This is a genomic window from Streptomyces sp. NPDC048565, assembly GCF_040650935.1.
Classification (GTDB): domain Bacteria; phylum Actinomycetota; class Actinomycetes; order Streptomycetales; family Streptomycetaceae; genus Streptomyces.
The window spans coordinates 24,816-43,650 of sequence record NZ_JBEZIH010000015.1 but is presented as its reverse complement, the minus strand read 5'-3'; the positions used below and the strand labels follow the sequence as shown (position 1 = coordinate 43,650).

The following is an 18,835-nucleotide window of genomic DNA, read 5'->3' as shown; positions in this document are numbered from 1 at the left end:
AGGACACTCCTGCCAAGCCCCCGTTCGGCTCTTCCGCCGCGCGCAGGCTTCCCACGCGTGGTGCTCTTTATGTAGCTCTTAGTCACATGGTGTGGCGTTTGCCGCGTGGTTTTCACCTCCGGGTTGGGCCCGGCTTGCTCCCAGGTGGCGCTTCGAGAGCAGCTCCCAGCCGCCTACCTTCAGCTTCCGGAGGGCCGCGGCTCTCACCGGAAACGGATGGCCCATGCAGTCCTGCCGCTCCTCACGATTGAAACGCCCGGCTCGCAGTCTCGAACGAGCGCTCGCCGCCTCGGGAACCCTCGCCCTGGTCGGCGCCATGGCGCTCACCGGCCTGGCGCCCGGCACCAGCTCCGCCTCCAGCCACCGAGAGGCGCCCCTGACCTCGGGCGACCCGAAGGCTGACAACACCGATGTCTACGCCTTCACCAGCCCCGACAAGCCGGACACGGTGACGTTGGTGGCCAACTGGATTCCTTTCGAGGAGCCCAACGGCGGGCCGAACTTCTACCCGTTCGCCAACGACGCCCGCTACAACATCAAGATCGATGCGAATGGTGACGGCAAGCCCGACACCACCTACACCTGGGCGTTCACGGACCACATCCGGGACGCCGCCGACCAGTTCCTCTACAACACCGGTGTCGTGAAGAAGCTGGACGACCCGACCCTCAACTTCCGTCAGACGTACACCCTGACGGCGACCGACGCGCACGGCAGCACCAAGACGCTCCTCAAGGACGCTCCGGCGGCCCCGTCGAATGTGGGTACCGCGTCGATGCCCGACTACGCCTCGCTGCGCAAGCAGGCTGTCCTGGACCTGCCGAACGGCGGTCAGACATTCGCCGGGCAGGCGTCCGACTCGTTCTTCCTGGACCTGCGGATCTTCGACCTCCTGTATGGAGGCAATCTGAAGGAGACCGGGCACAACACGCTCGCCGGTTACAACGTCAACACCATCGCCCTCCAGGTGCCGAAGAAGGATCTGGCCCTCAAGGGCGACGCCACCCGCAACCCCGTGATCGGCGTCTGGTCCACCACTGACCGCAAGGGCGCGGCCGTCGTCGGTGCCGGTGACAAGGGCGGGGAGTCGTCCTCGGCCGGGGACGCCAAGGGACCGGACAAGGACACCGCACCCGACCAGGGCAGCGAGTCGGAGTGGCGCCAGGTCTCACGGCTCGGGAACCCGCTGGTCAACGAGGTGGTTGTCCCGCTGAAGTACAAGGACGCCTTCAACGCGCTGAGCCCTGACAAGGATGCCTCGGTCACACCGGTGGTGGACAAGGTCAAGGACCCGATCGTGCCCAAGTTGATCCAGAGCATCTACGGGATCCCGGCACCGGCGACGCCGCGCAACGATCTGGTCGAGATCTTCCTCACCGGTATCTGCAAGGCATGTGGCCCGATCAAGGCGGACCTGAACTCCCAGCTGCTGAACGCCGACGTCGACAAGGCCGCGTTCGTGCCGGCCGAGGAACTGCGGCTGAACATGTCCGTGCCCGTCACGGCCAAGCCCAACCGCCTCGGCGTTCTCGCCCAGGACCTGGGCGGCTTCCCCAACGGGCGCCGGCTCAACGACGACGTCGTCGACATCGAGCTCCAGGCCCTCGAAGGCGCCGCGCAGACCGGCAAGATCGTCAAGGGCCTGGCGGCAGGCGACGCGGTCGACACCCCCTACCGTCAGCCCGGGAACTCCTTTCCCTACGTTGCGCTGCCCAACACCGCAGCCGTCAACCAGGCCGACTCCCTGCACCCCGACGGCGGCGTCGGAGCGGGCTTCGGCGGCACCGCCTTCGGCGACGGATTCCCCGTCGCGGCCGTCACCGCAGTTGGCGGCGGAGCACTCCTGGCCTGCGCGGGAGCGCTGGCCCTGCGCCGGCGGCGCGCGAACCAGGCATGACCAGCCCCACCGCCACAGGTCGCCCGCCCTCGGACTCCGAGGGCGGGCGACCGCGGCGCGACCAGGGACACCACCCGAAGCGCCGCCGCCGCATCATCGCAGCGGTCGCCGTCGCCACGGGGATCGGGCTCGGCGGCGCCGGTACCTGGGTCCTGCTCGATCCGACGACCCACGCTGTCAGGGACATCGACATAGGAGAGGTCCCTGTCCAGCCGGGGTCGGACAACACCATGACTGAAACCGCACCCGCGGCGCCGCCCCAGCGGATACGCATAGCCTCGATCGGCCTCGACAAGCCACTTACCGGCCTCCGCGTCCAGCAGGACGGCAGGCTCGCCGCACCGGGGGATCCCGCGGAAGTCGGATGGTGGAGTGACGGCCCGCGGCCCGGTGACCCGGGTGCGGCGGTCTTCGTCGGACACGTCGACTCCGCCACCGGACCAGCAGCCTTCTACGGACTGTCCTCACTGCGGCCGGGCGATCGGATAACCATCCGCAGCGACAACGGCAGGGAACTGGCTTTCACCGTCCGGGCGCTGCGGAGTTACGAGAAGGACGCCTTCCCCGACAGCCAGGTCTACGCCACCACCGGTCCACCGGCACTGAGGCTGATCACCTGCGGCGGCACCTACGACCGGACGCAGGGCGAGTACCTCGACAACCTCGTCGTTTACGCCACCCTTGCCCGCTGATTACCGGGCCCGGCCACACCCTTAAGAGCGGGAAGAGACCATGCAACTGCGCCAACTACCCACGCGTCGAAGCTTCCTGCTGTCCGCCACGGTGGCCGTCGTTCTCGCCGCGGCTCTGTTCCTCGCCGGCGGACTGGGGCTTTCCCCGTGGTCCGTATCACAGAGCACCCCTGAAGCCAGCGCTGGACGAGGCCCCGCCACCGGTGCCGACCCGCTGGCTGCCGACATCAGCACGCTCCAGGACCGCGCACGGCGCAATCCCCGCGATCCCGTCGCGCTCGGGACGCTCGGCCTGAACTACGTCCAGCAGGCGAAGATCACCGCAGACCCGACGTACTATCCCAAGGCCGAAGAAGTCCTCAAGCGTTCACTCACGCTGGACAGCACGGACAACTTCGCCGCGATGGGCGGCATGGCCGCACTCGAATCGGCCCGGCACAACTTCTCCCAGGGCCTGGACTGGGCCAAGCGCGCTGTCGCCGTCAACCCGTACAACGCCACGCTCTACGGGACGCTCGCCGACGCCTACACACAATTGGGCCGCTACTCCGAAGCTGCCGACGCCGTACAGAAGATGGTCGACCTTAAACCCGGCACCCCGTCACTGGCCCGCGCCTCCTACGCCGCAGAACTGCGGGGCAACACCACCACCGCGCGCACCGACATGCAACGAGCCCTCCAGAGCGCCGGCAGTCCGGCGGACCAGGCATTCGCCCGCTACTACCTCAGCGAGATGGCCTTCAACAACGGCGACGCACACCAGGCACTCACCGACGCCGAACAGGGCCTGCGCGCCGTCCCCAACGACGCCCCACTGCTTCAGATCAAAGCCAGGGCCGAGGCCGCCCTCGGAAAGAACACCGAAGCCCTCACCGACCTCGCCCGGGCAGGCCAGCGCCTGCCTCTACCCGAATACGTGCTCCAACTCGGCGAGCTCTACCAGTCGCTCGGCCGCACGAAGGAAGCAGACCAGCAGTACGACATCTTCCGCGCCGAACAGAAACTCTTCGCGGCCAACGGCGTCACACTCGACTCCGACGCCGCCCTCTTCGAAGCCGACCACGGAGACCACAAACAAGCGCTCGCCCTCGCCCGCAAAAGCCTGCAGAGCCGGCCCTTCCTCGACTCCCAGGACGCCCTCGCCTGGGCCCTCCACACCAACGGCCAGGACGAAGAAGCCCTCACCGCCTCGAACAAGGCACTCGCGCTCGGCACCCGCAACGCCCTCTTCCACTACCACCGCGGCATGATCCAGCAGTCCCTCGGCAACACCGACGCAGCCCGCGACGACCTCACCAAGGCCCTGACGATCAACCCGCACTTCAACCCGCTGCACGCCCCCAAGGCGCAAGCCGCTCTGAAGGCGGGGTGAACCGCTGCACCGCACACCACCATGCCGTCACACAGCCCTGACAACACCTTTGGACCACGGCCGGCATGACAGCTGAACGGCGCTCAGCGCGCCAAGAGGTCCCGGTGAGCCGCCCATTCACGCCTGAGATAGCGAAGGTCACCGTAGATGACCGACCAGTCGTCCTCGGCCGACAGATCCGTGATCTCATGATCAGCCCACGACGGGGCCGAAGGCCCGTGGAAGGCGAGCGCCGTGCCATGCAGCGCATCGTACGAGCGGACGAGCGAGGCCGCGAACTGTGCATCGGCGACCAGATCAGGGCGGACGAATCCGTCTGTACAGGCGAGCTGGGCCACGTCGAGTAACGCAGCAGCAGTGAGTATCGCCGTCCGGCGCTCGATCGACGCCCCTGTCAACGACCGGGCGCTTGCCTTCCCTGCCAGCGTGAGCGCCGCCCCGAACACCAGAGACCACGCCGGCCCCGTCATTTCGGGCCTTCCTCCGGGATAGGTGATCCGTCTCCCACATCCCCCGGGCCCCACGTCTTCCCCGCGTGACAGCACTGGCCTATCGAACCAGGCAGTGACGCAATTTGACCAGACCGGACTAATGACCGAATTCCCCGTCCAACCTGGAACCCACTTCTGGTTGCCCTCGCTGCGGCACCGGCACCTTCTCGGCCCTCGAATCGACACCGGCCAGCGGATGACCGGACTCCTCACCGAGGCCGCCCGCCTGGGCCGGGGCGAGATGCTCGCCTCCGACCGCCCCGACCGGATGGTCTGGCCCGATCGCACCTGGGAGTGAGTGGGCGAGCCTGCGGCACGAGAACGGCACCTTCGAACGCGAGGGGGCTCACTCGAAGTCGAAGCCAAGAACCGCTGGTTCATCCAGGCCATCGTTGCCTCGCCCGCGATGTTCCGCCGTGCCGTCGGCCAGGGCTCGTTGTACTGGTTCGGCCTCAACGACGCCACCGACGCCAACCTCGACGGAGGCTGGACGTACAAGCTCACCGTCCCACTGCCCGCCCCGGCCAGCCTCTTCTGGTCCGTAACCGCCTGCGACGCACCGACACGTTCCGAAGTCGCCGCCGAGCAGGCGCAAGCTGCGCTTGGCTCGCTCTTCGACAAGCTCGAGCCAGAAGGCGGCGGCGACCAGGTCGACCTCTACTTCGGCCCCACTGAACCCACCGGCGCCGAAGGCCGCTGGATCCAGACCGTCCGGGTACGCAGTTGGTTCAGCTACTTCCGGATCTACGGCCCCGAGGAGGCCGCCTTCGACGGCTCATGGAGGCCCGGCGACTTCGAGCGAATCGAGAACTGACCACCGACTGGTGTGGTCAGTTGAGCGCCTTCTCGATCGCCTCGAAGATGTCGGCGTCCGTCTCCTGCTGCCAGGACGGCAGGTCGGTCCAGTCCGCCACGTACCCGGGTTTCGGGTCCTCGAAGTGCTTGAACATCTGGGCCGTCCAGCACGTCGCGACGAACCGGCTCCTCTGTTCGCGGGACAGTCTCGACGTGTGGCCGTTGCTGACCTCGATGAATTGCCGTACCTGGTCGTAGACCGATCCGGCGGCTTCACGCTCCCACTGCGGGGTGTCGTCCCACGGGGTGATGTAGCCGGCCTTCGGCTCTCCGGGGAAGTGCTGGTGCACTCCGGCGATCCAGGTTTCCCGGAACAGTCGTGCACCTTCGGTCTGCGACATGCCTACCCCTCTCGTCACGGCGTGCTCAGCGTGGCGATCTCCGACCCCAGCTCCGCCACGCGGTGGTCGCGGCTCAGTGGACCGAACTCGTCGCACAGGTCTCGGAGTCTACGGGCGACGTACCCGGATGCTGAGGCTCGGGCGAGGCTGATGGCTTCCCTTCCGTAGGCCACCACCTGTTCGGGGTCTCGCCGCTTGGCGCCGATGGCGGCCAGGTCGGTAAGCACTGCTCCGCGCCGCCGGTACGACTGTCCTGACGCCAAGGCCGTCTGCTCCAGGGCATCCTTCAAGGCGTCCTCTGCCAGGTCGAGTCGGCCCAGCTGCACGTAGCGGGAGCCTCGTTCCTCGGCGAGGCGTGCACCGTCGAAACGGAGCCATCCGCCGTTGACGCTCTCCGCAGTGAGTTCACGGACGGTCTCCGCTTGGTCCATCGCCCGCTCGCACGCGGCCAGATCACCGAGGCCCGCATACGCCTCGGCTTGGACAGAAGCGACCCAATGCCGGGTCGAGAGGTTGCTGTCACCCCGGCTGGCCAGCCTTTCAGCTGCACCCAGCATCTGAGCGGCCTGGCGATAGTGCTGCTCAGACATGTCTACGTAGGCGTGGCGAACGAGTGCGCACGCCCACAGGTCATACGCCTTGGCATCCTTGCTGACGGCAGCCGCTAGCGAATACGAAGCAGCGGCGTCGGAGTAACGGCTTCCGTCGAAGGCCACCTCGCCGGCCAATTGAAAGAGGTCGGCAGCCGCGTTCAGAAGTGGGCGTGCGCTCCCTCGGTTGCCTGCCAGAGCCTCGTTCAACGTGGCCAGTTGGTCGCGGACAACGGGGTAGACGGAGCCCTTGGAGCGCGCCAGTTGGTAGACCTGCCAAAGGTGACTGTTCATTCGTGTGAAGTCGGCTGGCATCCCCCTGCGGACGCCCTCCGTGAGCGCCTCTGCCTCGTCGGTCGGCAGAACGGTCAGCGCACCGCTGACAGTGAGTATGCGGAGGAATTCGCGGCGGATCATTTCGTCGGAGTCTCCCGCGTTCGGGGGGTCGCTGGAATGGTGCCCGGCAAGCTTCTGGCCAGCGGCTTGTGGCGGTGTCAGAAGGGCTTCCAGCTCTTGAAGACTGACTTCCAGGGCGATGGCCAAGCCTCGCCGCTGAGGCGGCTGCGGGTCGATCCTGCCGCTTTCCCAGCGCCCGACCGTTGTGCGGTCCACGCCGAGTAACTGGGCCAGTGTTTCTTGACTGTAGCCCAGGGTCTTGCGTCGTTTTGCCAGTCCCATGACGCCCCCTTCCCGCGGCTTCGGCCCCTTCGGAGCCTGTGCACGGATCTGCGTCAAGAGTGCCGCATCGATGCCGTGGAGACCTCCGACTATGCGCGGTTTCCTGGGTGTTGTCGCAAACGAGGTGGGCCAGGAACTGCGGAAGGGTGCGGACATGGCAAATCGCAGTGATGCTGAGGGGCGCGGATACGAAGGAGCCTCGCGGGCGGCGGACCCGGCGGGCGAGAGCCGCGTTCTGATGACGCTTCGCGTGTCCCGCGACTCCGGACGTTCATGGTCACAGACGACCGCTATGCGGGAGGGCGACCCCTTCGTCATCCTCTCGAACCCGGGCTGCTTCCCTCCGTGCGAGTGTGCGCGTTGCGTGGGCCCGACCGTGTCGGCTCGCGGGCTTCGCCGGGTGGCGGAGCCGGGGTCGGCTTAGTGGATGCCCTGTCGCGGTGGGTGCAGCGCCGGATCGGCCGGTTTGCAGGGCCGTTGTACGTCGCTTTGATCGTCGGCTCGCTGGGCCTGTTCGCCGCCGGTATCTACAGCACGTCGTAGCGGCTCTCGGCCTACCCGACTCCAGTCGTCCTGCCGGGCCTCCGGTGGGAGTTCCCCAAGTAGAGAGGGAAGTTCGATGATGGTAGAGAACACTGCTTCAGTGGCCGCTGAGGGGGGCTTGCTCGTCGCGAAGCGGAAGATCGTGGCCGCTCGCACCCGAACCGAGCAGGAGTCCGACGTCAGTGGCGGCCGTTCCGACGGCAACGACTGATCGGGCCGCCCACGATGCTTGATGCTGCCTCGTGGGCGGCGCGTCTGGGCGGGGACACGTTCCTCGCCCAGACGTACAACCGCTCCTACGCTCTCTTCCCCGGTGCCGCCGACACGGCGGGCCTCTTCTCCTGGGACGACCTGAACCTGATCATCGCCACTCAGCGCCTGGAGCCGCCCCGGCTAAGGCTCTCGGTGGACGGCGAGATGGTCCCTGTACACAAATACGCGGCCCCGACGACGACCCGCCGCGCGGTGACCTGGTCCCGCATCCTGCCGGCCGAACTGCACGCCCAGCTCAGGGACGGCGCCTCACTCGTCCTGGACTCGGTAGAGAAAATCCACCCGCCCGTCGGGATGGCTGCCGAGGGCCTGGAACGCTTCCTCGGCACCCCCGTGCAGGTCAATGCCTACGCTTCCTGGACGGAGCGGCAGGGCTTCGGGCTCCACTGGGACGACCACGATGTCGTCGTGGTCCAGGTGCATGGCTCCAAGCGATGGCAACTGTACGGATCCACTCGCGAGGCTCCGACGTTCCGCGATGTCGAGTCGCCGGAGAAGCCCGAGGGCGAGCCGGTTGCAGACCTCGTCCTGGCGCCCGGTGACGTGCTCTACCTGCCACGCGGCTGGTGGCACGCGGTCACCGCCGACCAAGGTACGGATTCGCTGCACCTGACGTTCGGCCTCGTCTCCCACACAGGCGCGGACCTGCTCCACTGGGTCGTGGACCAGCTTCGATCCGTCCTCGCGTTGCGCAAGGACATTCCGAGGTTCGCCTCGCTGCCTGACCAGACGGACTATCTCGCCGCGATGCGCCGGGAACTTCTGAATGAGCTGGCCGACCCCCGGCTCGTCGAACGGTGGGCGGAGTCGATCGATACCACCGACCACGGGCACGCGATCCCCTCCCTGCCCTACGTGGACGGGCTTCCCGCACGGCCGGAGATCTCCGTACGCCTGACTGCTCCGCGGAGCCGTGTGGCTGAGAACGACGGGCACAACACCGTCACGTTCTCGGCGGCAGGCACAGCTTGGGACTTTGCCGAGTCGGCCGCGCCGATCCTGCGCCGATTGCTTCTCGGCCGGTCGGCCACGTTGGGCGATCTCGCTGAATGTGCCGGGCTGGAAGTGAAAGACGTGGCCGCGCTCATTTCGGTCCTCGTCGAGGGACAGGCAGTAGCTGTTGTCGGGACTGCCCTGTGACGGCGGCCCTGTCCCTGGGGACCTATCGGGTCCGGGACGTGTGCGAGGCGGCCCGTATCGCTCTGCGGGCCGGTGCTCCCTGGATCGACACCGCACCGAACTACGCGGACGGGATGGCGCAACAGAGCCTCGGACCAGTCCTGCGGGAGCACCCTGGTGCCACGCAGACGGCCACCAAGACTGGCTTCTTTACAAGGAGTCAGGCTCAGACGGCCATGGCGCTCGGCGTCCTCACTGACGAGGATGCCGCCGTCGGGCACAGCCTCGATCCCCGGTTCGTCTGCCACCAGGTGGAGGAGGCCAGGAAACAGCTCGGCCGCGTGGACCTGGTATTCGTCCATAATCCCGAGCGAGCCGCTCGCAACGGACACCGCGCCGCATTGCACGGGCGCCTGAGAGAAGCGTTTGCAGTCCTCGAAGGGCTCGTGCAACTCCGCCGGATCGGCGGCTACGGGGTGGCCACCTGGTCAGGTCTCCGGGAAGGCGCCTTCAGCGTCCCCGAGCTGGTCACCCTTGCCCGGGAGGCATCGGGATCGGAAGGCCACCATCTGATCGGGATACAGATGCCCATAAGCCTGATCATGGACGCTCCGATCACCCAAGCACTCAATGGAGGCGGGCCATTGGTCGAGGCACAGGATGCCGGCATGCTCACCTTCGCCTCGGCACCCCTGCACGGCGGCGAACTCCTCGACTCCATGACACCCGAACTGATCGACCTGATACGCCCCGGACTCTCACCTGGCGCCGCCGGCCTCTTGGCTGCCGCTTCCTGCCCGGCATTGGACCTCGTGTTGACCTCGGCCAGCAGCCTTGGTCACTGGGACGATGCCGCAAAGGCCCTGGCCGCGCCCCTCACCCGCGAACAGCTCAGGAGAGTGACCGATGAACTTGCCACCGGATGAGGCCACGCGAGCGCTGATGGAAGCCGCTCACCAAACGGCTGCAGAAGCGGTCGGCCTGACCTGCACGGGGCCGTTGGCGTGGGGCTTCGGGGGCTTCACTCTGGGCCGTCAGTCGGGCGCCTACTGGCTGCGTGTCAGCCGGAGTCTGGTGAAGAACGTCGGGCGCAAGCACGGGGAAGGGATCGTCGGAGCGGACCTCTTGATACCGCGTGACGTGCCGCGTCCAGCCCTCCATGGAACGTATGACTGGGCTGAAGGGGACTACTCCTTCGAGGCTGAAGTACTCGACCTTGTAGAGGATCCAGTCATCTCACCTCGAAGGCCGGACCTCACCAGTAATCCGGCCTTGCCGGAGCAGTGGTGGGGCCTGCTGAGACAGGCTCTTGACCGCCTGGCGGAAGTGGACGGGAGGAAGGAGACCGTGAGGCAACAGTGGATCGAGCGGGCTTTCCCCCAGTTCCTGGGCATCCCCGCCCCGTCGAAGATTGAGCGCGTCACTGGTCATGGTGACCTTCACTGGGGCAACCTCACCGGAATGCCGCTGACCCTGCTGGACTGGGAGCGCTGGGGCCACGTGCCGGTCGGGTACGACCCGGGCCTTCTCCACGCGTACAGCCTTCGCGTGCCACTCGTGGCCACTCGAATCCGCAGTCAGTTCGCCCACGTCCTCGACTCCCCCGCCGGCCGCATCGGTGAGCTCGCCGCACTCGCAGAAATGCTCCAGGCTGTGGCTCGGGGGTTCTATCCAGAGCTCGCGCCTCTCCTGCTGAGCCGTGCTGAAGAGCTGACTGGGGTTCGTCCACCGGTCTCGGCCCCGGCTGAGGTGACAGCCTGACCGGAAGTCTCCGCGGTTGGGTTTGGTAGAACCAGGTGGAGCTCTGGGATCGGGCACTCCTCTTCGAGATCAGCCAAGGGGACGCCCCGGCCGGCGGGCGGGAGCGGCTGTCGCCTTGAGCGGCCAGGTGTCGGGGGGCGGAGCGCTGACGCCCGTTGCCCTGGTGCTTCGCAGGCGGGCTGCTTCGGCGCGGCGGTTGGGTGCGGGGTTGCGGCTGGTGTGCTGGATGCGGGTGATCAGGACCCGGGCGGGGCTGTGGGCGGTGCCGAGTTCTCGTCGCGCGGCGGCTTCCTTGAGGAGCTGGTGGGGCTGGTGGCCTCCGGCTTCTGCGTCGGCAAGGACGGTGGCGAGGGCGGGCCAGCCGGGATCGGCGAGGATTCGCTCGGCGTGCTCGGGAACGGCCGCGCGTACGTCGCTGGCCAGGGTGTGACGGGCCTCCTCCGTGGGGCGGCGGGCTTCGAGTTCTGTGAGCGTCGGAGCGAGTGCATCGTCGGCGGCTGCCTCGAGGTGCTGCACGGCTTGGCGGGCGGCGTTGGCCTGGTGGGCGTGCCCCTTGGCCTCGTGCCAGCGTCCGGCGAGGATGGCGGCCCAGACGAGTGCGGCGGTCAGGGCTGCGAGGGCGCTGCCGTCGGGGCCGCTGGCTGTGTTGACGATGTCACGGGCTGCGGTCCGCAGAGCGCGGGCGGTGCGGTCTTCTGCCCGGATTTGAGAGCGTTCAGCGCGGGCGAAGGACCGGCTGGCTGAACGCAGTTGGCCACGGAGGTTGGCGTGGGTCTTCTGCGCGGTGGCTTCGATGAGTTCGCCCAGGGCGGTGATGTGCGCCTGAGCCCGCGCGTCCCCGCTGTCCCCGGCGCTCGTGTCGGTGAGCTCTGTGTGGAGCGTGTCGAGGGCGTCGGTGGCCTGATGCCAGGCAGTGGTGTGTCGGTTGCGACGGGCGGTGGGGTGTTCCTCAGGAGTGCTGGTCTCCAGGCGGGCTTCCAGCTTGGGCAGAGAAAGGTCGGGGGCGATCTTCCCGCCGGGGTGGTAGATCTGCTGGCCGTCCTTGTTCAGGTCGCCGGGTCGGCCGACGGCGTAGCCGAGGAGATCTCCAGAGGGGCCGCGGCGTGGTTTGACCAGGATGTCGTCGGCTTCGAGGTAGGCGAGGAGCTGTTCGGCGCTGGTGGCGTGTGGGATGGCTGCGCGGATGCGGTCCTGGAGCCACTCACGGCTGGTCTGCTCCCAGCCGAGGCGCTCGGCTTTGTGCATCTCTGCCTGGGTGGGGCGCCGGTTGGCGGTGCGGTCGCCCTTCGTCAAGCGGCGCAGCCCGTAGTCCTTCTCGATCTCCCGGCACGCATCGCCGACCCGGATGCCGCTGTCGTGCAGCTTGGGGCGTCGGCCGTCTTCGCGGACGGTGGTCGCGAGGATGTGGATGTGGTCGTCGGCGTGGCGTACGGCGATCCATCGGCAGGCGAGGTCGTCGCCTTCGGGGGCGATGCCGGCTGCCCGGACGATGCGCTGTGCGATCTCGCCCCACTCGGTGTCGGAGAGGTAGCGGTCTTCGGGTGCGGCGCGGACGGGGCAGTGCCAGACGTGGTCGGTGACGGGCTTGCCGAACTCGCTGTTGCGCAGGAGTACGGGCTCGTCGAGGTAGTGGCCGAGTTGAGTCAGGGTGGTGTTCTCGTCGCGGCCGGGGTCGGGCATGCCGAGCATGGCGAATCCGGTCACGAGGTGTGGGTCGAGGTGTTCATCGTGTCGGCCGGGACCGTAGAGGTAGGCGAGCAGACCGCGGGTGTTGGAGCCGGCGGGCTTGATGGCTGCGATCACGCGGATCAGACCACCCTTGCGTGGGTGGGCTCGCGCAGGGCCGCGGCGATGAGGGTGAGCAGGTCGTGGAGTTCGTCGAGACGCTGCCGGATGTCGGGCGGGGTGTAGTCGCTGTTGAGGGCGCGGGCGATCTGGTTGACGTTGACGCCGGTGCGGTTGAGGGCGCGCAGAACCTGGGCTCGGAAGATGTGGGTGCGGCGTCGGTCCTCGGACAGGGGGAGGTTCGCGGTGAAGCGGCCGTCGAGGAAGGCGAGGACGATGTCGGCGGCGAACCCGGATTCGCCTTTGTAGCCGTGCTCGGCTGCGGCCTCGCGCAGGCTGGTGTGCTCGTCGTCGGTGAAGCGCATGGGGCCGACGCGCTTGGTGCGTTTGTCGCCGGTGAACCGGCGGATCGTTGGCTGGACGCTCTGCACAGCGGGCTCGCTGACGGCGAGGGCGGCGGCGCGTGTTGGGCGGAGGATCGCTTGCTGGCTGGCGTGAAGAGTGTCCGGGTCGGGGCCGTTCTCGGTCACGACCCTCTGGTCCGGCGCCCCCTGGCGCTGGGCCGTCTCCGCCACCCCTGGGGCGGAGACCCCCGAAGACCGGCCTTGAGTCGGACTCGGGGTACTACTGGCTCCGCCAGGAGCAGCCCGTCCGAACGCCCGACGCAAACGCTCCGTCAGCGTAGGTGACTGCGGAAACGCAGACGGCTCGGTGTGGGTGTCGTCGGGCAGGTGCTGGTTGTGCGTCAAGGAAGATGCTCCAAGTACGTCTGGGCTTACGGGGTGACGATGCCTACGCGGCACGGCCATCGCGTTGGCCACGGCTGTGGAAGTCTGCGAATCGGTTGGCCAATGCTCGGGTGACCGGAAGGGTTCCGGTCACCCGAGCAGGCCAGGCGTCAGCGCCTGGAGACCTCGATACCGACGGCTTCGAGTTCCGGCCGAAGCCGCTCCATCACCTCGGTCTGCCGCTCACTGCCGATCGTCAGGTCTCGGTCCTTCACAGCCGCTCGGAGCAGGCCGCGCGTGAGTTTGCCGTGCTGATGACCGGTGGCCCGGCCGATATCCGTCAGCTCCGCGATGGTCGCCTTCGGCGGTCGGCCACCGCTCGGTTTGCTATCCGACGTCTGGGACGCAGGTTCCGTCCGCTCGTTATTCGAGGCTTGCGCACCATCGGGAGGGGAATCCGTTCGGTGGCTGTGGCTGATGTCGCCGACCGACCGGTCTTGTGCCTGTACGGAACCGGTGTCCGAGCCGTCGTCGGACGGTGCGACGAGCTGGTGGATCTGTCGCATCAGGACGCCGAAGGCGACCATCGCGGCGGCCGGAGGAACAGCTGCGACCACGTAGTCGAGGAACGGGACGCTGCGCGCGTTGTCCGTGCCGCTGACCCCGGCGACGTTCAGCGCGATCGAGCCGACTGATCCGGCAGCTGTCACGGCTATCGCCCAGGGGTCGGTTGTCCGGCGCAGCGCCGCGCGCAGCATGAGCAGTTCGCCCGCGACGATGAACGCGTCCAGAGTGGCGGGCCAGGCCCAGCGGCGGATGCGGGATGCGCCGAGCCCGTGCTGGCCGGCGACGTCGGCGAGGTGCGCGTAGGAGAGCCAGAACGCTCCGGCTGTCAGCGCGACGATGACGAGGCCGGCCGCACCGAGGACGAGTTGCTCGGCGTCAACCCGCTTCTTCGGCTTCTCGTCGCTGCGGGCGTCGTCTCGTGGTCGTGTTGGTTGCGTGGTGAGGTGCGGGGCGGTCAAGCGGGAAGCTCCTGGGGGTAGTGGCGTGGGGCGTCTTTGCCGTCTTGGCCGTTGCACGTGCAGGTCAGCGCGGGACGGCAGCGCTCCGGACATACCGTTTCGGCAGGCAGCGCCACCGTCTTGTCCTGACTCGCGACAAGGAGGTGGCAGCTTCCTGCCAGGGCGCAGCCTGCCGCTGCCGGGACGGCTGCTTCGCGGCATCCGTCCCGGCGAGCAGGGCGGCGACCGGCGGCGATACGGCAAGGACGCCTGGGACGGGGCAAGACGGATCCGGGCGGTGTCTCCTGACTGGCGCGCTACCTGCGCGGAGACGCCTGCGTTGCCGTCTTGCCCTCGGCTGCCGTCTTGCCGGTATGTGCTCTGACCTGCGAGATCACGGCAGGGACGGCAAGTACGGCAACCAGGGAGGGTGGGGTTCAGTCCTCGCCGCGGGGGGCGATGACCGGGTGGACGGTGGGGCAGTACCGCCGCCAGGCGTCGAGGAACTTGTTGCGCGTGTAGCCCTTGCGCTGCGACCGGTCGGCCATACGCACGTTGCCGGGACGGATGTCGTAGTCGCGCAGCATCGCTCCGAGTTCCCGGGAGGTCAGGCCGTAGCGCCCCCGCTCTCCCCACGGGGCTTCGTCGTCCGCGTTCAGGTGGTAGAGGAGATCCGCGGTGGAGAGGCTGTCCGCCTCACGCTGGGCGAAGAAGACCCGGCGGATGTCGGCGAGTATGCGTGCCCCGCTGGGATGGTCCTCCTCGGCCGCCACTTCGGCGGCGACCATCCGCGCGCAGGCAATCCGCGCGAGCCGGGGCCAGCTAGCGCCTGCCAGGTCGGCAACGATCACCAGGGGCTCCCATGTGTCGGCAGCACGGTCCTCAACCGGCATGTCCGGTTCCAGGTCTGCGGCGTCCTCCAACAGTGGGCGGGCCCAGGTGTGGATGCGGTCGCGCAGCTCGTGCAGGGCCGGGATGTCGCGCCGTGAGCGGAAAGGCTTGACCTTCTCGCCATCGGCCCGGCGCCGCATGCGGATGACCACCGACCGGTCCATAACCGTGTCCGGCAGGTCCCCGATACCCGCGATGGCCGCCATCGCGAACGTGGCGAACTTGTGCGGGGTGTGGTCGTTGCCGACGACCCGCGTGACATACCGGCCGCGCTGATGACCGGCGTTGAGCAGGCCACGCGTCTCCTCGTTCTTCTCCGCGACCTTGGGGCCGAAGATGGTGTCGGCCTCGTCCACCAGCAGCGTCGGTGGCTCGTCCTCGTTGATCGAGCGGAAGATGGCCGCTGGTGTGGTGTTGATGGTGAGCATCGGCTCGTGAACCGTCTCAGTCAGCACGTCCAGGAGCCGCGACTTGCCGCAGCGCTTCGCCGGCCCCACCACCGCCAGACGTGGGGCGTGCTGCCACGCGGGCTGGAGATGCGTTGCCGCCACCCACAGGGTGATCGCGTCCAACGCCTCCGATGAGGGAGGGATCACGAACTGGGCTATCTGGGAACGCAGTTCGTCAAGCAGCTCCGAGCCCGGTGTCGGCTCCGCGTCGGGGATGGCCTCCAGCCTGTCCGCAGGATCCGCTTCGCTGGCGCTGGCGTCGGCCGTACCGTCGCTCGGGTCCGCCGCGGCACTGTCAACTTGCGAGTGGGCGCTCGGCCGGCCGGGGATGGCTGTGGCGGGCCAGGCCGCTCGGGCGGGGGCGGAATAGGACTCGGGGTCCTCGGGTTGCACTGGGCGACTCCTCGTCTGGCGACGTTGGGCTTGCACGCCCCTGCCGCCGGGTCGGTTCTCACGGGATTGCTGGGGAGTCTCGGGGCCTCCGGCGTTGCACCGCCGGAGGCTCTCCCCCTTCTCGCGGGGCTTTCGGCACCGCGAGCGACCACGGACAGTACGTCCACGCCGCACCACAGTCCAGCGTTTCTGTGTCAGCTCAGCGCAGAAGCCCCCGACATCCATCTGACGCCTCACGCTGCCAGCCCCAGCAGGGACAGCAGGTCTGCGGTCACCACCCGGTAGGCGTTCCCGAGCCTGAGCACCTTGCACGGGTACTGGCCACGCTTGGCCAGCTCGTACCCCTTGCTCCGCCCAAGCCCCAGAGCCCGGTTGCCCGTCTCCAGGTCAACGGACACAGGAAGCTCCAGAAGCTCCTCGCGGCTCATCCCCTTCGCCCGGCCGGCCTCTTCGTTCTCACGCATGCGCGCTCCATCCATGACTGAGCCCACGGCGAGCGCGGCTGCCGCGCTCGTCTCCAGGTCTTGGAATCAACGCTAAGCAAGTTAATGTGTCCACATGACACAACGCCGCAGCCATCATGGATCCAAGAAGGCCGACGACGAGGACGACGTCCTGGAGTGGGTGGATCAGGTCATGGCCACCGTGGCCATCGAGGTCCGCAGACGACGGAAGGAACTGGGTTGGAGCGCGCAGGACTTGGCCGACAAGTGCGCGGAGATCGGCCATCCGATCCCCCGCAACGTGATCGCCAACATGGAGTCCGGGCGCCGCTCCAACCTGCCTCTGGTCGACGTCATGGTCCTGGCCCAGGCACTGAACACCCCGCCCATCTGCCTCATCTATCCCGTCGGCTACATCGACGACGTACAGCAGCTCCCGCTCCAGGACTCCACCTCCGCACTGGACGCGCTGCGCTGGTTCACCGGGGAGGAGACCGAACTCGGCGCGGACGACGACATGCTCCGCTACTTCCGGACTCATCACGCCGCCCAAGAGCGACTGCGAAGCGCGCGACGCGACGAGGAGTACGCCCGCTACCACGCCCAGACCGCACCAAATGCCGACCGGAAGGCCGAGGCCCTCCGCTCCCAGGCCCGTGCCGCCGAGGCGGCCGACGACGCCGAAGACCGCCTGCGCAGAGTTCGCGCCTTCATCGAGGAAGAGGGCGTCACGCCCCCGTTTCTGTGGCCGGACGTGGCCGACGTAACCGACTCCCCCGGGACCGATCCCGACACCACCGAGGAGAATGATCTTTGAAGGGCTCCACCTACCGCCGCTGCTCCTGCCGCGACCCCAAGTCCGGCAAGGAACTCGGCACCTCCTGCCCCAAGCGAAACAGCAGGAACCACTGCACCTACTCCGTACGGCAAGAGCTCTCACCCCGTGAGGACGGCAGCCGCCGCTCCTTCGCCCGTGGCGGGTACGGCAGCCTCAAGGCGGCCCAGGCCGATCTCGACCACGTACGGGCCCTCCTCGGACTCGCCGAGTCGGACGACCCCGAAGGCACCGAACTCATCGCCGAGATGCTGGCCGAGGTCGGCCGCGAACGGTCACCCCTGCCGGAGGTCGAGGAGACGAGGCGGCGGCTCAACGCCGGCCAGGACCTCATCGGCAGCCTCACCGTCGCCGAATGGCTCGACCGCTGGCTGGCCGGCAAGCGCATACGCAAGTCCGGCCTCAACCGCTACGAGACCGACATCCGCATCCACCTGAAGCCGCACATCGGCGGCCGGCGCCTCGACCGGCTGCGCGTCAGCCACCTCAGCGAGATGTTCACCGACATCCGCGACGCCAACGCCCAGATCCTGGAGGACAACACCCAGCGCCGAGCCGCGATCGACGAACTGGCGACCGTCCCGTGGAAGGGCGCGGACAACCGAGCCCGCCGCAAGGCGATGAAGGCCGCCATCGACGAGATGCCGCCCTACCGTCGCATCACCGGACCCGCCACGCGCCAGCACGTCAAGGCCACCCTCCGAGCCGCTCTGAACGACGCGATCGGGCAGCAGATCATCACTTTCAACCCCGCCGCCCACGTCGAGATCGACCCCGTACGCAAGCCGAAGGCGCTCGTATGGACCGACGAGCGGGTCGCCAAGTGGGAGCGGACGGGCGAGAAGCCGTCCCCGGTCATGGTCTGGACACCCCAGCAGACCGGCGCCTTCCTCGACTTCGTCGCCAAAGACCGGCTGTACGCCATGTGGCACCTGATCGCCTTCCGTGGCCTGCGCCGGGGCGAAGCGTGTGGGCAGCCCTGGTCGGAGACCAACCTCGCCACCCACTCCCTCACCGTCTCCGCCCAGCTCGTCCAGGACGGATGGGACGTCGAGACCTCCGAACCCAAGACCGACAGCGGCTTCCGCGTCGTCGCACTCGACAATGACACCGTCGAGGTCCTGGAACACCACCGCGCACAGCAGAACGCGGACCGAGCAGAGTGGGCCGCAGCCTGGGTCGACACCGGCCTCGTCTTCACCCAGGCCGACGGCTCCTGGCTCCACCCCGGCAAAGTCACCGACCTCTTCGAGAGGCTCGTCGCCGCGTCCGGCCTCCCACCCATCCGCCTCCACGACCTCCGGCACGGCGCGGCCACGCTCATGCTCGCCGCCGGCATCGACGTCAAGATCGTCTCCGACACCCTCGGACACAGCGACACCCGGATCACGCGGGACATCTACCAGAGCGTCCTGCCTCACGTCGGAAAGAGCGCGGCCGAGGCCACGGCCAAGCTGGTCCCCCTCCAGCGGCGGACCGAGGCCGAGCAGGCCGCCCGCAAGGCCGCGAAGACCGCCAAGAAGGCGAAGACCAAGGCGAAAGCCCAGGCCATGAGCAAGAGGAAGGGCAAGGCAAAGCGGCCCAAGAAGTAGATCGCTGAGCCGCTCCGCTCACGCATCGCTCACGCATGCACTTCCACGACATCCCCGTCGTGCGGCTCGGCATGCCCAGGGCATGAAAAAACCCCAGGTCACG

General features: G+C 68.0%; 18 protein-coding genes. 10 read left to right on the top strand and 8 right to left on the bottom strand.

From position 1 onward, the window contains the following. Positions 1-223: 223 nt before the first annotated feature. From AB0C75_RS19315 to AB0C75_RS19305, 3 genes are read left to right on the top strand one after another with little or no spacing between them, the layout of a single operon-like run. On the top strand, positions 224-1,897 hold the full coding sequence (locus tag AB0C75_RS19315; protein ID WP_362892304.1) for a DUF4331 domain-containing protein: 1,674 nt from the start codon (positions 224-226) through the stop codon (positions 1,895-1,897). After that, the gene (locus tag AB0C75_RS19310) at positions 1,894-2,589 is read left to right on the top strand and encodes a class F sortase (RefSeq protein ID WP_362892302.1); all 696 of its coding nucleotides are present in this window, start codon (positions 1,894-1,896) and stop codon (positions 2,587-2,589) included. The genes AB0C75_RS19315 and AB0C75_RS19310 overlap by 4 nt, the downstream gene beginning before the upstream one ends. A 40-nt stretch (positions 2,590-2,629) precedes the next feature. Beyond that, positions 2,630-3,961 carry a tetratricopeptide repeat protein gene (locus AB0C75_RS19305; RefSeq protein WP_362892300.1) on the top strand — a complete coding sequence of 444 codons (1,332 nt, stop codon included), beginning with the start codon at positions 2,630-2,632 and terminating at the stop codon, positions 3,959-3,961. Positions 3,962-4,044: 83 nt separating this feature from the next. On the opposite strand, the gene AB0C75_RS19300 is transcribed toward AB0C75_RS19305, so the two are convergent. Continuing rightward, a complete protein-coding gene (locus tag AB0C75_RS19300) occupies positions 4,045-4,431 on the bottom strand; it encodes a hypothetical protein (RefSeq protein WP_362892298.1) in 387 nt (128 codons plus the stop codon). A 121-nt stretch (positions 4,432-4,552) separates the two neighbouring features. Between AB0C75_RS19300 and AB0C75_RS19295 the strand changes: the two genes are divergently transcribed. Both AB0C75_RS19295 and AB0C75_RS19290 read left to right on the top strand, forming a co-directional pair. Next, positions 4,553-4,750, top strand: a complete 198-nt coding sequence (locus AB0C75_RS19295) for a hypothetical protein (RefSeq protein WP_362892296.1) — start codon at positions 4,553-4,555, stop codon at positions 4,748-4,750. A 108-nt stretch (positions 4,751-4,858) separates the two neighbouring features. After that, positions 4,859-5,266 carry a DUF1214 domain-containing protein gene (locus AB0C75_RS19290; protein WP_362892294.1) on the top strand — a complete coding sequence of 136 codons (408 nt, stop codon included), beginning with the start codon at positions 4,859-4,861 and terminating at the stop codon, positions 5,264-5,266. A gap of 16 nt (positions 5,267-5,282) precedes the next feature. Here the strand turns inward: AB0C75_RS19290 and AB0C75_RS19285 are convergent, their stop codons facing one another. Further along, complete coding sequence (locus AB0C75_RS19285) at positions 5,283-5,648, bottom strand: hypothetical protein (protein WP_362892292.1); 366 nt, start codon at positions 5,646-5,648, stop codon at positions 5,283-5,285. 14 nt (positions 5,649-5,662) lie between these two features. Beyond that, positions 5,663-6,916, bottom strand: coding sequence for a helix-turn-helix transcriptional regulator (locus AB0C75_RS19280; RefSeq protein ID WP_362892290.1), 1,254 nt, complete (start codon positions 6,914-6,916; stop codon positions 5,663-5,665). A gap of 768 nt (positions 6,917-7,684) precedes the next feature. Between AB0C75_RS19280 and AB0C75_RS19275 the strand changes: the two genes are divergently transcribed. Genes AB0C75_RS19275 through AB0C75_RS19265 form a run of 3 tightly spaced genes read left to right on the top strand, consistent with a single transcriptional unit; the run spans position 7,685 to position 10,612 of the window. After that, the gene (locus tag AB0C75_RS19275; RefSeq protein ID WP_362892288.1) at positions 7,685-8,872 is read left to right on the top strand and encodes a cupin domain-containing protein; all 1,188 of its coding nucleotides are present in this window, start codon (positions 7,685-7,687) and stop codon (positions 8,870-8,872) included. After that, positions 8,782-9,777, top strand: coding sequence for an aldo/keto reductase (locus AB0C75_RS19270; RefSeq protein WP_362892286.1), 996 nt, complete (start codon positions 8,782-8,784; stop codon positions 9,775-9,777). Before AB0C75_RS19275 ends, AB0C75_RS19270 begins: the two co-directional genes overlap by 91 nt. Then, a complete protein-coding gene (locus tag AB0C75_RS19265; protein WP_362892284.1) occupies positions 9,758-10,612 on the top strand; it encodes a phosphotransferase in 855 nt (284 codons plus the stop codon). Before AB0C75_RS19270 ends, AB0C75_RS19265 begins: the two co-directional genes overlap by 20 nt. Before the next feature lie 69 nt (positions 10,613-10,681). Here the strand turns inward: AB0C75_RS19265 and AB0C75_RS19260 are convergent, their stop codons facing one another. The 5 genes from AB0C75_RS19260 to AB0C75_RS19240 form a co-directional block, all read right to left on the bottom strand. Then, the gene (locus AB0C75_RS19260; protein WP_362892282.1) at positions 10,682-12,415 is read right to left on the bottom strand and encodes a mobilization protein; all 1,734 of its coding nucleotides are present in this window, start codon (positions 12,413-12,415) and stop codon (positions 10,682-10,684) included. 5 nt (positions 12,416-12,420) lie between these two features. Continuing rightward, the gene (gene mobC, locus AB0C75_RS19255; protein ID WP_362892280.1) at positions 12,421-12,972 is read right to left on the bottom strand and encodes a plasmid mobilization relaxosome protein MobC; all 552 of its coding nucleotides are present in this window, start codon (positions 12,970-12,972) and stop codon (positions 12,421-12,423) included. A gap of 323 nt (positions 12,973-13,295) precedes the next feature. Beyond that, positions 13,296-14,150, bottom strand: coding sequence for a DUF2637 domain-containing protein (locus AB0C75_RS19250; RefSeq protein ID WP_362892278.1), 855 nt, complete (start codon positions 14,148-14,150; stop codon positions 13,296-13,298). A gap of 416 nt (positions 14,151-14,566) precedes the next feature. Next, the gene (locus AB0C75_RS19245) at positions 14,567-15,862 is read right to left on the bottom strand and encodes a DUF3631 domain-containing protein (protein WP_362892276.1); all 1,296 of its coding nucleotides are present in this window, start codon (positions 15,860-15,862) and stop codon (positions 14,567-14,569) included. 233 nt (positions 15,863-16,095) lie between these two features. After that, positions 16,096-16,326, bottom strand: coding sequence for a hypothetical protein (locus AB0C75_RS19240; RefSeq protein WP_326660533.1), 231 nt, complete (start codon positions 16,324-16,326; stop codon positions 16,096-16,098). Between the two features lie 94 nt (positions 16,327-16,420). Here AB0C75_RS19240 and AB0C75_RS19235 point away from each other — a divergent pair, with 94 nt between their 5' ends. Together AB0C75_RS19235 and AB0C75_RS19230 are read left to right on the top strand one after the other, a co-directional pair. After that, complete coding sequence (locus AB0C75_RS19235) at positions 16,421-17,122, top strand: helix-turn-helix transcriptional regulator (protein ID WP_362892274.1); 702 nt, start codon at positions 16,421-16,423, stop codon at positions 17,120-17,122. Continuing rightward, positions 17,119-18,732 carry a tyrosine-type recombinase/integrase gene (locus AB0C75_RS19230; RefSeq protein WP_362892272.1) on the top strand — a complete coding sequence of 538 codons (1,614 nt, stop codon included), beginning with the start codon at positions 17,119-17,121 and terminating at the stop codon, positions 18,730-18,732. The genes AB0C75_RS19235 and AB0C75_RS19230 overlap by 4 nt, the downstream gene beginning before the upstream one ends. Positions 18,733-18,835: the final 103 nt, after the last annotated feature.

Excerpts from the sequence above, each read along its gene's own strand:
- AB0C75_RS19315 (WP_362892304.1), top strand. The coding sequence starts at position 224 with ATGCAGTCCTGCCGCTCCTCACGATTGAAACGCCCGGCTCGCAGTCTC.
- AB0C75_RS19310 (WP_362892302.1), top strand. The coding sequence starts at position 1,894 with ATGACCAGCCCCACCGCCACAGGTCGCCCGCCCTCGGACTCCGAGGGC.
- AB0C75_RS19305 (WP_362892300.1), top strand. The coding sequence starts at position 2,630 with ATGCAACTGCGCCAACTACCCACGCGTCGAAGCTTCCTGCTGTCCGCC.
- AB0C75_RS19300 (WP_362892298.1), bottom strand. The coding sequence starts at position 4,431 with ATGACGGGGCCGGCGTGGTCTCTGGTGTTCGGGGCGGCGCTCACGCTG.
- AB0C75_RS19295 (WP_362892296.1), top strand. The coding sequence starts at position 4,553 with ATGACCGAATTCCCCGTCCAACCTGGAACCCACTTCTGGTTGCCCTCG.
- AB0C75_RS19290 (WP_362892294.1), top strand. The coding sequence starts at position 4,859 with ATGTTCCGCCGTGCCGTCGGCCAGGGCTCGTTGTACTGGTTCGGCCTC.
- AB0C75_RS19285 (WP_362892292.1), bottom strand. The coding sequence starts at position 5,648 with ATGTCGCAGACCGAAGGTGCACGACTGTTCCGGGAAACCTGGATCGCC.
- AB0C75_RS19280 (WP_362892290.1), bottom strand. The coding sequence starts at position 6,916 with ATGGGACTGGCAAAACGACGCAAGACCCTGGGCTACAGTCAAGAAACA.
- AB0C75_RS19275 (WP_362892288.1), top strand. The coding sequence starts at position 7,685 with ATGCTTGATGCTGCCTCGTGGGCGGCGCGTCTGGGCGGGGACACGTTC.
- AB0C75_RS19270 (WP_362892286.1), top strand. The coding sequence starts at position 8,782 with ATGTGCCGGGCTGGAAGTGAAAGACGTGGCCGCGCTCATTTCGGTCCT.
- AB0C75_RS19265 (WP_362892284.1), top strand. The coding sequence starts at position 9,758 with ATGAACTTGCCACCGGATGAGGCCACGCGAGCGCTGATGGAAGCCGCT.
- AB0C75_RS19240 (WP_326660533.1), bottom strand. The coding sequence starts at position 16,326 with ATGCGTGAGAACGAAGAGGCCGGCCGGGCGAAGGGGATGAGCCGCGAG.
- AB0C75_RS19235 (WP_362892274.1), top strand. The coding sequence starts at position 16,421 with ATGACACAACGCCGCAGCCATCATGGATCCAAGAAGGCCGACGACGAG.